Source organism: Arthrobacter gallicola (assembly GCF_014836775.1).
In the GTDB taxonomy this organism is placed as follows: Bacteria; Actinomycetota; Actinomycetes; order Actinomycetales; family Micrococcaceae; genus Arthrobacter_B; species Arthrobacter_B gallicola.
Genome location: NZ_JACSQD010000006.1, coordinates 157,959 through 168,999 on the forward strand (window position 1 = coordinate 157,959; position 11,041 = coordinate 168,999).

An 11,041-nucleotide genomic window follows, 5' to 3' on the forward strand; every position below is an offset into this window, starting at 1 on the left:
GGCGTTGGAGAAGCAACAGCACAGCATTGGGGAGCAGAGCATGCAATTGGCACAGTCGGGGCAGGCGCTGGGCGCGTCCTACCGCTTCGGCGAGCGCGTGGGCTCCGGCGCCGTCGGCGAAGTGTGGACCATTACCGCGGCGGATGGCCGCACGCTGGCAGCCAAGGTCCTGCGGCCCGAGCACGCTGACGATCCGTCCCTGGTGGAGCGGTTCGTCCGGGAACGGTCCGTTCTGCTGGCACTGCAGGACCGCTCCATTGTTCCGGTGCGGGACATGGTGGTGGAGGGCCCGAGGCTGGCCATCGTGATGGACTATATTCCCGGCGGTTCGCTGCGCGAGGTGGCGAACGACGCCGGACCGCTGCGTCCCGCGGAGGCGCTCAGCATTACTGCCGAAGTGTTCGATGCACTTGCCTTCGCCCACTCCCGCGGTGTGACCCACCGGGACATCAAGCCGGACAACGTCCTGCTGGCCCGTCCGTGGCCCGAATGGGGTCCCGGCGATGTCCGGGTGTCCGACTTCGGCATCTCCGATGTGGTGGGTGAGAAAATCCGGCAGACCACCGGCCTGATCGGCACGCCGCAGTACATGCCGCCGGAGCTCATCAGCCAGGGCCGGTCCGGCCCGGCCGGGGATGTCTATTCCGCAGGGGTGCTGCTTTACGAGTTGCTCGCCGGCCGCACCCCCTTCGCCGGGCCGGGAACCGATTTCAGTGTTGCCTACCGCCACGTTTCCTCCCGCCCGCCGCGGCTTCCGGTCAATGACGGGCTGTGGGACACCCTGGACCTGCTGCTGTCCAAGGATCCGGCCCAGCGGCCCGCCGCGGCGGACGCAGCTGCCGCGCTCCGGCGTCTGGCACCGGGCCTGGCCGGGTACGCTGCGCTGGCCCGCGGCCAGGCGCCCGAGGAGTTTGACGACGTCGAACGTCCCGCCACGCTGGTCCGCGGTGCCTTTACCGATGCTGAGCTGACCGCCCTGGCCGCCGCGCCGCCGTCAGCCGAAGAGACCGTGGTTCCGGACCTTGGGGAAGCGGGCAGCGCGACCATCGCCCGCCCGATCCCCCGGCGCCAGGTCCTGCCCCAGCCTGAAAACCGGGCCGAAGAACCCGCGGCGGTACCGTTCTGGCGTACCCGGAAAGCGCTTCTTTTGGCCGGCTCCGCGGTGCTCCTCCTGGCCGTTATGGTGGCTGGGTTTATTGTGCTGTCCCCCGGCAGCCAGCAGGCCGCACCGGCTGCCGCCGGCGAACAGCTGTCCGCCCAGGTCCCGGGACAGGCACTACCGACCGGCCTGACCATCTCCCGGAGTGCTGTGTATGAACCCTCCTCCGGCGAGACGCGGCTGACGCTCACCTATGCTGCGCAGAAGGCGCCGCTGTCCGGGAACTTCCTGGAAGTCATTCCGGGACTGGCGGAGGCGGACACCTGCCCAGCCGTCAGCTGGGCAGGTGCGGCGGTGAGCCGGAACCAGGGTTCGGTGACCGGCGTCGACGTCGGCTGCGGCTGGAATCTATCCGGGCTGCAGGTGTCGGCGGGAAGCTCAGTGGAGGTGACGGCGAAGGTGCCGGTGGCGCCGGCTGACCAGCAGGAACTCGATGCGTGGCTGCGGTCCGGGGCGGAGGCAACGGCAGCTGCGGCCCAGGATCCGGACGTTTTAGGCTCCGCTTATCCGGCCCAGCGGCTGATGGGTGTGGAGGTCCGCACTCCTGCCCGCGTGGTGACGCCCAGCCCGTTGAAGATCACCCTGGTTCCGGTCTGGGCCAGCGGACCCGACGAGCTGAACCCGCTCTATGTCAGCCCCGCGGCCGGCAAGCCGTCCCAGATGCTCACCGCTGTTGCCGGCGGGGAGAAGGGCGTGCGGTTCTCTGACGGGTGCGGCGGGGCGCTCGCGGTGGACAGCTCGGGCCTCACGGTTACCGCCCTGCAGATCACGCCGGAGTGCACCGTGCGCGCCAGCGTCGGGAACTTCACTGAGCTGCAGTCCCCGCGCTTCGGTATCACCTCGCGTGAGGCGTCCGGGGACTAGCCAGGGTTGGTTAGGAGCTGGTCCCGGGCTGGCCCGGTGCCCGTTCGGAGCTGGTCCCGGGGCTGGTCCGGGGCCCCTAGGACGCAGTGCGGTAGCCCGGCCGGGCCGGGCTACCCTGTACCCTGATCCGCTCCGGCTGCTATCCTCCTGTCCCTGCCGGCTCCGACATGTCAGCGACGCACCCGGCACACCAGAGGACGCCTGCACCCAGAGGCACCCGGCACACCAGAGGACGGAGAATCGCCGTGACCGTAAGGATCCTGCGGGCCGACGGCCCGGTGGAAGAACTGGACGACGAAGAGAACGGCACCCGCTACGCCTACCATGTGAGCCCGGGCGGGGTGCTGGTGCTGCTGGAATGTCCGGACGACGGCAAATGGCTGGTCCGCAAGGAAATTTCCGCACCCCGCTGGAACGAGGTCTCCGGACGGCGGTTCATCGGCGATGTTGCCAGCGTGGGCGGGATCGACGGCGGCAAAGCGGACGGGCGGCCGAGGTCCACGAAACTGCCGCCGCCCTGAGCCGGCGCACTCCTGCCGGCTCAGTTCTCCCAGAACTCCAGCAGTGCCTGCGCCGCCTCGTCCCCCTGGCGCCATCCGGCCTCGGCGGCGGGACCGCGGGTGGAACGCAGCAGCGGGTTGGCTCCGAAGTCGCGCAGCGCGGCGTCGTCGGCCTCGAGCAGGAAGGTCCGGCTGTGCTGTTCCAGTTTGGCGATAGCCTCGGGCAGACCCGGACCGAACGGGCTGCCGGGCGTCTCGGGGCCGCACGCCAGCACCAGCACTTTTCCATACCCCTCGGCGACGTCGGCATTGGTGGCCGACCGCATCCCGCCGTCCATAAACTGCCGGCCAAGGATCGTGACCGGAGGCCACACGGTGGGCACAGCGCAGCTGGCCGCGACCGCCCGGGCGAGTTCGACGTCGGACGTGGAATCCAGCACGGTAAAGGTTCCGTCTCCGGCGTCCACAACGGTGATGCCGAGGGGCTTGTCCGGCCAGTCCCTGCCCGGCAGCAGCGCCCGGATGCTGGCGACCCACTCGCCTTCGGTCATCACTGCCGGGGTGGTGCGCGCCAGCTCGCCGACGCGGGCGCGGGCGGCCCGCTCATCGCCGTCGCCCCGTCCCGCCGTCGCCGTCAGCTCAATGAATGCCTCGCTGCTGAAGCCGCTGGGTTCCTTGTAGGACTGGTCCGCGGCCGGAGCGGGGCCGCTGTCAGGCGCCTGCTCTGCGTCCACCAGCTGGGCTGCGAGCACGGCCGGGAGCTGGCCCATGCGCAGTGCCGCGCCCACGGTGGATCCCGCCGAGGTACCGATGACCAGGTCAGCGGCGTTGAGGTCCACTCCCTGCTGCAGCAACGCTGCGAGCGCTCCCATTTCCCAGGCAATTCCGGCAACTCCCCCGCCACCCAGGACGATGGCCCGTGTCTCGCTCATATTCCGCGCTCCTTCAGCTCTCGGCACCACTGCCGGGAGTCTAGACCCGCGTGCCGTCCGGCGGCAGCCGCAGGCTTCATTTCGGCACCGGATGCAGCCGGTATTGAATAGAGGCATGGCACTACGCGTACTCATGGTCGGCCGCAAGCACGAGGACTGGGTGGTTGACGGAATCCGCCGCTACGAGAAGCGGCTGAAGAAACCCTTCGACCTGACCTGGGTGTCTATTCCGCATTCCGCCCGGGAGAACGATGCCGCGCGGAAAGAAGAATCCGAGCGGCTCCTGGCGAAGCTGGGCAGCGACTACGTGATCCTGCTCGATGAGCGGGGCAAGGCCATCACTTCGCCGCAGCTGGCCAAAACGCTGCAGAAACCGCTGGACAACTCCCGCAATGTCACGCTGATCATTGGCGGTGCCTACGGCGTTGACCAGGGCGTGCATGACCGCGCGGACTTCGTCTGGTCCCTCTCCCCGCTGGTTTTTCCGCATCAGCTGGTACGGCTCATCCTCGCCGAGCAGATCTACCGGGCCCAGGAGATCGCCGGCGGCCGTCCCTATCATCACGAATAACCGCTTCCGGCTTTGCTCCAGCGGCGGAGTGTGTGCTGTGCCGGCGGGGCCGCGGCGTGGCGCTTCCTTCCGCTTTGCTGCGTAACAATCCGGTGTGCTTTTCCCTCCTCCCGCGGTGCGGTTTGACCCGGTCCCCGCGCAGGTTCAGGGTGAAACCATGAGAACTACGGTTTCGAAGTCCCCGGCCCTGATCAGCGGGCTGGCAGCCCTGGCATTGCTTCTGGGCGGCTGCGCCACAAGCAGCGACGACGCCGAGTCCTCTTCTGCGGCCTCCAGCCCATCCAGCGCCTCCACCAGCGCATCACCGAGTGCGACGTCCAGCGGGACATCCACTGGGACATCCGCTGCGCCGGCGTCCCCGAGCACACCAGTGGAACCGGGGGTACCGTCCAGCGTGCCGCTGTGCACTGCGGACAAGCTGTCCGGGGCTGTGGAAGACACTCCCGGCGGCGGTGCGGCTGGCAGCGCCTACCGCACACTGGTGCTGACCAACACCTCTCCTGCGGCCTGTTCCACCATGGGCTTCCCCGGCGTTTCCTATCTCAGCGTTTCCGGAAGCCAGGTCGGCGCACCCGCAACCCGGTCGGAGGGCACACCGGAAACCCTGGTGGTGCTCGAGCCCGGCCAGTCGGCCACCGCTGTCCTGCGGGAAACCCGGCCGGAGAACTACGGCGAGGCCTGCGGTCTTGTGGATACCTCCGGGTTCCTTGTCTACCCGCCCGAAGATACCGGGTCCCTGACCATTGCGCATGCCGGTTCCGGCTGCAGCAGCGAAGACATCGAGCTGCTGAGCATCGACCGGCTTCAGGCTCGCTGACCCAGGCATATCCGGCAGCTCCCGTAGCGGCTGTCACCGCGCTGGCATAGGGTGCCGCCCATGGACATTCTCCTGATTCCCGGGTTCTGGCTGGACGGCTCCTCCTGGTCGGCGGTGACTCCTGCGCTCACCGCCGCGGGGCACACCGTTCATCCGCTGACGCTGCCGGGGCTTGAGTCTCCGGACGCGGACCGCAGCGGGATCGGCCTGCGGGACCATATCGACGCCGTGGTGCAGGCCGTCGACAACCTGGACGGACCCCTGGTCCTGGTGGGGCACTCCGGCGGCGGGGCGATTGCGTATGGGGTGGTGGACGCCCGCCCGGAGCGGATTGCGCGCACGGTGTACGTGGACTCGGGACCGATGAGCGACGGCGGGGTCATCAATGACCAGCTGCCCGAGGTGAACGGAGAGATCCCGCTGCCGGACTGGCAGGTCTTTGAAGCCGCGGATCTCATCGGTCTCACCGACGATTTGCGGGCCATGTTCCGGGACCGTTCCATCCCGGAGCCGGCTGGGGTCGCCTACGATCCGCAGCAGCTGTCCGACGAGCGGCGCTGGGATGTTCCGGCCACGCTGATTGCCTGCGAGTTCCCGTCTGTGGTGCTGCAGCAGTGGGTAGCGGACGGGCACCCCTTCGTCCAGGAACTGGCCCGGATCAAGGACGCTGAATTCGTCGACCTGCCTACCGGGCACTGGCCGCAGTTCACCCGGCCGGCCGACCTGGGGGATGCGATTCTGGCCGCGGTGGACCGGACGGGAACGGGCGCGCCGTAGCCGACCTCTTCTTTTCTCCCCTTCCCGCTACCTGCGCGGAGCCACCCGGAGCCGGCCGTCTTCGTGCGTGCGGAACACCTCGATCGGAGTTGCGTAGACTTCGCTGAGGACCTCTGCCCGGCACATGTCCTCCACCGTTCCGGCGGCGTGGACCTGCCCGTGGTGCAGCAGGACCAGCCAGTCCGCGTAGGCCGCCGCGGCGTCGAGGTCATGGAGCACGACGGCGACGGCGGCACCTTCGGCGGCCAGCCGGCGGCAGGTCTGCAGGGTCTGCTCCTGGTGGGCAATGTCCATCGCGGACACCGGTTCGTCCAGCAGCAGCACGCTCCCCTCCTGGGCCAGCACCCGGGACAAGGCGGTCCGCTGCCGTTCTCCGCCGGAGAGCAGCGTGACGCTGCGGGCGCTGAGGTGGCCGATTCCGGTTGCGCTGATCGCGTTGTCCACCACGGCCTCGTCCTGGGCGGCGCGTTCGGTGCGCCGCCAGGCGTTGCGTCCCATTTGGACGACCTCGCGGGCGGTGTAGGGGAAGGACACCGACGTGTCCTGGGCCATGACGGCCCGGCGGCGTGCCGCGTCGATCGGCTTCCAGGCCGCCAGCGGTTTTCCGCCCAGCTCCACCGTGCCGGAATCGGGCGTGACATCGCCGGCCAGCACGGAGAGGAGGGTGGATTTTCCGGCGCCGTTGGGTCCGATGATGATGGTGACGGCACCCGGCCGAAGATCAAGGGAAACGCCGCGCAGCACCGGGTTCCCACCGGGAGAATAATGGACGTCCGAGGCCTGCAGGGCCGGAGGTTCCGGGAGTTTGGAAGTCACCGGGTCTTTCCGGGCCGCGTGAATCGTCATGGTCAGAGCACTCCTTGGCGGCGCAGGGTCCGGCGCAGCAGCAGGAAGAACACCGGTCCGCCGACCAGTGCCGTGAAGATCCCGATGGGCAGGTCGGCGTAGGCAATCGCTGTGCGGGCCACCAGGTCGGCGCCGGAGAGCAGCACCGCTCCCCCTGCCGCGGACAGCGGGATCAAATACCGGTGCGACGGTCCCACCACCAGCCGCAGCGCGTGCGGAACAATGAGCCCGACGAAGCCGATGACGCCGGCGTAGGCCACCGCCGCAGAGGTCAGCAGGGCGACGCAGACAACGGCGCCGATCCGGAGCCGCTCCACGTTGACGCCGGCGTGCCGGGCCCCCTGCTCGCCGAGGGCCAGGAGGTCCAGCCGCCGGGACATGGCCAGCGCGCCGGCGGTGCCCAGGGCCATCACGACGGCGACCGCACCCGCAGCTGTCCAGGTGGCACCGGCGAGGGAACCCATTTGCCAGAAGATGATCTGCTCGCGGCTGGAGGTATCGGCCACGAACACGAGGAATGAAATCACGGCCCCGGCCACCGCATTAACCGCGATGCCGGTGAGGACCAGGGTCAGGACCATGGACCGGCCGGAGCCCCGCGAGAGCAGGTAGACACCCGCCGTCGTCAGCAGTCCGCCGGCGAAGGCCGCGGCCGGCAGCGCGAAGGGAGTCACGGCGTCGAACCCGAGCACGATGACGAGGCAGGCGCCCACGGCTGCGCCTGAGCCGACGCCGATGACGCCCGGCTCGGCCAGCGGATTTCCGAAAACACCCTGCATCAGGGCGCCGGCCATCCCCAGCGCGGCCCCCACCAGGATCCCCAGCACGAGCCGCGGGAAACGTACACTCCACAGCGTGCCGTCGATGAGCACGGCATCACCGGCCGGAGCGGTACCGTTCACCCGGCGGATCACCGACTCGAAAATATCCGCGGCCGCGATCGGAAACTGGCCGGTGCCGGCGGACACGAGCACCAGTGCTGCCAGCACCACCGAGAGTCCGGCGCCGACAAGGGCGGCCCGCCGGGCCCGGGACGACGGCGGTTTGGATCCCGTCCGCGGGGACGACGGCGGTGCGCCTCCCGGCGTGGCCGGTGCCGGTTTCACCACGGGGGCGGCTGCCATTAGCGGGCCTCCTGCCCGGTGTCCGCGGCGTACAGGGCCTGGGCGGCCGCGAGCAGAGCGGCCGGCGTAGACGGTCCAAAGTTCAAAGCTTGTCCATCCGGAATCTCCACCACCGTCTTGCTTTGTCCCGCGGCGGTCTGCAGGATTCCGGGCCTTTTCAGGAGGCCCTCAACCCCTCCCGTGGAGGCGAGGCCGTCGCTCATCACCAGCAGGACATCAGGGTTCAAGGCTGCGAGAGATTCCGGGTTCGCCGGACGCGTGCCGGAGATTCCGGCTTCCGCGGCGCGGTCCTCGAGCCCGAGCTCGGAGATCAGCCCTTCGGCGCCGCTCCCCTCGCCGAGCACAAAGAACACCGCCCCGCTGCCCCGGATGTACAGGAACACGGCGCCTGCCTTCTCAGCCGGCACCATCCGTGCGATTTCTTCGCGTGCTTCCGTTAGCTCCTGGGCCACCCGGGCGTTGAGCTTTTCAGCAGCTGCGGCCACACCCAGGGCGGCGCCGACGGCCGTAATGCCGTCCTCAATGCCGTCGATGGAACGTTCGGAATCGAAATAGACCACGGTGATTCCGGCGTCGGCCAGCTGCTGCAGGGTTTCCGGCGGACCGATGGTCTTATCCGCCAGGACAACCGTTGGTCCGAGGGCCAGGATCGCTTCAGCGTTGAGTTCGTGGCCGCTGGCCGTCACCGTGGGCAGGTCCGCCATGGAGGAATCGGAGTCCGACGACGTCCGGCCAACCAGGTTTTCCCCCAGGCCGAGCCCGATGACGGTCTGGGCCAGCGTGCCGTACAGATCCAGGGCAAGGATGCGGGAGATATCCGTGACGGTGACGCTGTTACCGGTGAAATCGGTGACCGTGGCCGGCAGTGAGGGCGTGCCCGTTCCGGTCACCGGAACAACATCGCCGATTGGCTGGGCCGTGGCCGGCCCGGTCACCAGGGAATAGGTGCCGTCCGCCTGAGGGGTTTCGGCGGCGTTCGATTGGACCGTGGCAGGCGGGCTGGACTGTGAAGACGATGGCTCAACGGCCGCACACCCTGAAAGGATCAGGGCGGCGGCGACTGCGGCGGCGGTGCCGGCTGCGGAACGCATCCGCAGCCGGCGGCCAATGGTGCTCAGATCAGGCATGGGCCCCACGGTTCCTGCGTGCTGCCACGATGGTCAGGCCCACGCCCAGCAGCAGTGCCAGCGCGGCCGCGCCGAGCATGACCGAGGTGCCGGAAGCCCCTGTCGAGGCCAGCGATCCGATCGGATTTCCGTCGGCATCAACCAGGACCTGGCTGCAGTCCGTCTCCGCTCCCAGCGGGAAGGTGAAGCTCACTGGGTCCAGTGCGGCTCCTGCTTCGTAGAAACCGGCGAACGCTGCGGCTCCGGCAGCGGTGAGGGTTGCCGGAGCGCCGGAGACGGAAATTGACTGCGGGGTCACCGAAGCTCCGGACAGATCCAGGCTGGCGAACTGCACGGCGCCGTGGCTCTGCCGGTTGCCGTCCATGTCTGCCGAGTCGACCGTCGCGATCAGCACGCCGGTGGAGGGTCCGGTCTGCTGGATCCGGATTCCGGACAGCGTCAGGTTCAGGGTTCCGTCATGCCCGGAGAAGCTGACGGTGCCCGGGTAACCGACCGTTCCGGTCCGCGAACCCGAGGCGTAGGTCCCGGTTCCGGAGCCGAAGCTGAACCCGTTGGCCGATTCACCGACGCCGGAGAGGCTCCAGCCGCCGTTGGCAATGGCGGACTTAATGTAGCTGCGGAAGGAGCTCTTGACGCCCCATTCCAGGGTGGCGCCCTGAACCACGTTGGAGGTGCAGACGGTGGTGTAGCGCGGCTCCGGTGTTTTTTCCGTGGTGCCGGCGGGCACGACGGCGGTAACATCCGGAGCAGGCTCGGCCGCGTCCCCGGTGGGCGCCTGCGTGCCGGTGCCGGGTGTCTGGGTGGCCGGAGGCAGAACCACGCCGGCCGCGGCAGCGCTCACCGGGTCCATAACGGTTCCGGCGGCGTACATACCGTTGAAGGCGGCCGCACCGGCGGCGGTGAGGGTTGCTTTGGCACCGGTCAGTGAGAAGTTGGCTGCTGTCAGGTTGGCTCCTGAGAGGTCCAGATCCACCAGATCGACGACGTCGCCGCCGGCTCTGGTCAGGGCTGCCGCGCTGGTTCCGTTGCTTACCTTTGCCTGCAGGGTCCCGCGCTGCGGGGAGACGAGGTTCACGGCAAAGTCGGAGAACGTGAGGTCCAGGGCACCCTGGTGTCCGGTGAAGCGCACCGAGCCGGGGAAGCTGACCCGGCCAACGCCGTCGTTAATCGTGCCGGCACCCTTGGACCAGTTGAAGATCCCGTTGGTCTCGGTGACGCCGCCGCTGAGGGTCCAGCCGCCGGCCGCGCCGTACTTCAGATAGGAGATGAAGGAACCCTTGAAGCCCCACTGCAGGCTGGCGTCTTTGACGTTGCCGGCCGCCGGCGTTGTCGGCTTCTCGCTCGGGGCGGGGGCCGGCGTCGTCGGAGTTCCCGTCGGCGTCTCGCTCGGGGCGGGGGCCGGCGTGCTCGGCGTCTCCGTCGGTGTCTCGCTTGGGCCCGGGGCCGGCGTCGTCGGCGTTTCCGTCGGGGTGTCAGTCGGTGCCGGTGCCGGCGTCGTCGGCGTTTCCGTCGGGGTGTCAGTCGGTGCCGGTGCCGGGGCAGCCGTGTAGGTGACTGCGGTGCGCGTCGAGAGGTCGACGTCGGTGAGCAGGTGCCCACGGGTGGTCAGGACATAGAGGTCACCGGTCTCGGCCCGTGGGCCAACTTCAAAGGTTGCGGTGAACGTGCCGTCGGAGTTCAGTCCGTTGCCCAGGCGCAGCCACTGGGCTGTGCGGTTGGTGCGGTCAACCGTCGTCGTGGCGGCATCGGCCAGTGCCACATACGCGCCGGTTCCATCCGGGTAGAAGCCGCTGCCTGAGACCGTCAGTGTTCCGCCGGCTTCAGAAACCGGAGAGACGGTAACCGACGGTGCCGGGAGGACCTGAACCGAGGTGATGGTGTCCTGGCTCTTGTCCGCGAAGCCCTGGCCATGTGCCTTCGAGGTGTAAACAGCCAGGTCCCCGCCGGCAGGCAGCTGCACCTTCACGGAGAAGCTGCCATCTGCCCCCATGGGCGCGGTGGCCGCCGTGTCCGCGTTGCCGGGGGCGACCCAGACAGTGCTCGACTGCTCGGCTCCCGCGGCATAGAACCCGCTGGCACCGACGGGTGCAACGGCTACGTAGATCCCGGGGGAAGCGGCGGCAAAGCCCGTGCCGCTGACCGTCACTGTTCCGCCCGCATAACCAGGCGTCACCGTGGTGGCGGGGCCAACAGCGTTGGCAATGGCGGGAAGTGCCAGCAGCGTTCCCAGGGCGAGGGCGAGTGTCAGCAGCACTGCTAACAGTCTTCGGGCAGGGGCGGGCGCAGTGAACGTCATCGGGTCTCTCTTGCTAGTGAGGCGGGGT

Annotated in this window: 11 protein-coding genes; 5 read left to right on the plus strand and 6 right to left on the minus strand. The window is 68.9% G+C overall.

Annotated elements, in window-relative coordinates; all coding sequences use genetic code 11:
- Positions 1 to 40: 40 nt before the first annotated feature.
- Together H9639_RS13280 and H9639_RS13285 are read left to right on the plus strand one after the other, a co-directional pair.
- On the plus strand, positions 41 to 2,023 hold the full coding sequence (locus H9639_RS13280) for a serine/threonine-protein kinase (RefSeq protein WP_191808557.1): 1,983 nt from the start codon (positions 41 to 43) through the stop codon (positions 2,021 to 2,023).
- A 245-nt stretch (positions 2,024 to 2,268) separates the two neighbouring features.
- On the plus strand, positions 2,269 to 2,544 hold the full coding sequence (locus H9639_RS13285; RefSeq protein ID WP_191808558.1) for a hypothetical protein: 276 nt from the start codon (positions 2,269 to 2,271) through the stop codon (positions 2,542 to 2,544).
- Positions 2,545 to 2,564: 20 nt separating this feature from the next.
- On the opposite strand, the gene H9639_RS13290 is transcribed toward H9639_RS13285, so the two are convergent.
- The gene (locus H9639_RS13290) at positions 2,565 to 3,455 is read right to left on the minus strand and encodes a patatin-like phospholipase family protein (RefSeq protein ID WP_191808559.1); all 891 of its coding nucleotides are present in this window, start codon (positions 3,453 to 3,455) and stop codon (positions 2,565 to 2,567) included.
- Between the two features lie 115 nt (positions 3,456 to 3,570).
- Here H9639_RS13290 and H9639_RS13295 point away from each other — a divergent pair, with 115 nt between their 5' ends.
- Complete coding sequence (locus tag H9639_RS13295; RefSeq protein WP_191748177.1) at positions 3,571 to 4,026, plus strand: 23S rRNA (pseudouridine(1915)-N(3))-methyltransferase RlmH; 456 nt, start codon at positions 3,571 to 3,573, stop codon at positions 4,024 to 4,026.
- Between the two features lie 144 nt (positions 4,027 to 4,170).
- Here the strand turns inward: H9639_RS13295 and H9639_RS17210 are convergent, their stop codons facing one another.
- On the minus strand, positions 4,171 to 4,434 hold the full coding sequence (locus H9639_RS17210; RefSeq protein WP_191808560.1) for a hypothetical protein: 264 nt from the start codon (positions 4,432 to 4,434) through the stop codon (positions 4,171 to 4,173).
- Between the two features lie 22 nt (positions 4,435 to 4,456).
- Between H9639_RS17210 and H9639_RS17215 the strand changes: the two genes are divergently transcribed.
- Together H9639_RS17215 and H9639_RS13310 are read left to right on the plus strand one after the other, a co-directional pair.
- Positions 4,457 to 4,843 (plus strand): DUF4232 domain-containing protein, encoded by a 387-nt coding sequence (locus H9639_RS17215; RefSeq protein WP_191808561.1) that lies wholly within the window; start codon positions 4,457 to 4,459, stop codon positions 4,841 to 4,843.
- Between the two features lie 60 nt (positions 4,844 to 4,903).
- Positions 4,904 to 5,620 (plus strand): alpha/beta fold hydrolase, encoded by a 717-nt coding sequence (locus H9639_RS13310; protein ID WP_191808562.1) that lies wholly within the window; start codon positions 4,904 to 4,906, stop codon positions 5,618 to 5,620.
- A gap of 27 nt (positions 5,621 to 5,647) precedes the next feature.
- On the opposite strand, the gene H9639_RS13315 is transcribed toward H9639_RS13310, so the two are convergent.
- Genes H9639_RS13315 through H9639_RS13330 form a run of 4 tightly spaced genes read right to left on the minus strand, consistent with a single transcriptional unit; the run spans position 5,648 to position 10,971 of the window.
- Positions 5,648 to 6,466, minus strand: coding sequence for a heme ABC transporter ATP-binding protein (locus H9639_RS13315; RefSeq protein WP_191808563.1), 819 nt, complete (start codon positions 6,464 to 6,466; stop codon positions 5,648 to 5,650).
- A gap of 2 nt (positions 6,467 to 6,468) precedes the next feature.
- The gene (locus H9639_RS13320) at positions 6,469 to 7,590 is read right to left on the minus strand and encodes a FecCD family ABC transporter permease (protein WP_191808564.1); all 1,122 of its coding nucleotides are present in this window, start codon (positions 7,588 to 7,590) and stop codon (positions 6,469 to 6,471) included.
- Positions 7,590 to 8,717 (minus strand): heme/hemin ABC transporter substrate-binding protein, encoded by a 1,128-nt coding sequence (locus tag H9639_RS13325; RefSeq protein WP_191808565.1) that lies wholly within the window; start codon positions 8,715 to 8,717, stop codon positions 7,590 to 7,592. Before H9639_RS13325 ends, H9639_RS13320 begins: the two co-directional genes overlap by 1 nt.
- Entirely contained in the window at positions 8,710 to 10,971 is a 2,262-nt protein-coding gene (locus H9639_RS13330; protein WP_191808566.1) for an HtaA domain-containing protein, read from the minus strand. Before H9639_RS13330 ends, H9639_RS13325 begins: the two co-directional genes overlap by 8 nt.
- Positions 10,972 to 11,041: the final 70 nt, after the last annotated feature.

Excerpts from the sequence above, each read along its gene's own strand:
- H9639_RS13280 (WP_191808557.1), top strand. The coding sequence starts at position 41 with ATGCAATTGGCACAGTCGGGGCAGGCGCTGGGCGCGTCCTACCGCTTC.
- H9639_RS13290 (WP_191808559.1), bottom strand. The coding sequence starts at position 3,455 with ATGAGCGAGACACGGGCCATCGTCCTGGGTGGCGGGGGAGTTGCCGGA.
- H9639_RS13295 (WP_191748177.1), top strand. The coding sequence starts at position 3,571 with ATGGCACTACGCGTACTCATGGTCGGCCGCAAGCACGAGGACTGGGTG.
- H9639_RS13310 (WP_191808562.1), top strand. The coding sequence starts at position 4,904 with ATGGACATTCTCCTGATTCCCGGGTTCTGGCTGGACGGCTCCTCCTGG.
- H9639_RS13315 (WP_191808563.1), bottom strand. The coding sequence starts at position 6,466 with ATGACGATTCACGCGGCCCGGAAAGACCCGGTGACTTCCAAACTCCCG.
- H9639_RS13320 (WP_191808564.1), bottom strand. The coding sequence starts at position 7,590 with ATGGCAGCCGCCCCCGTGGTGAAACCGGCACCGGCCACGCCGGGAGGC.
- H9639_RS13325 (WP_191808565.1), bottom strand. The coding sequence starts at position 8,717 with ATGCCTGATCTGAGCACCATTGGCCGCCGGCTGCGGATGCGTTCCGCA.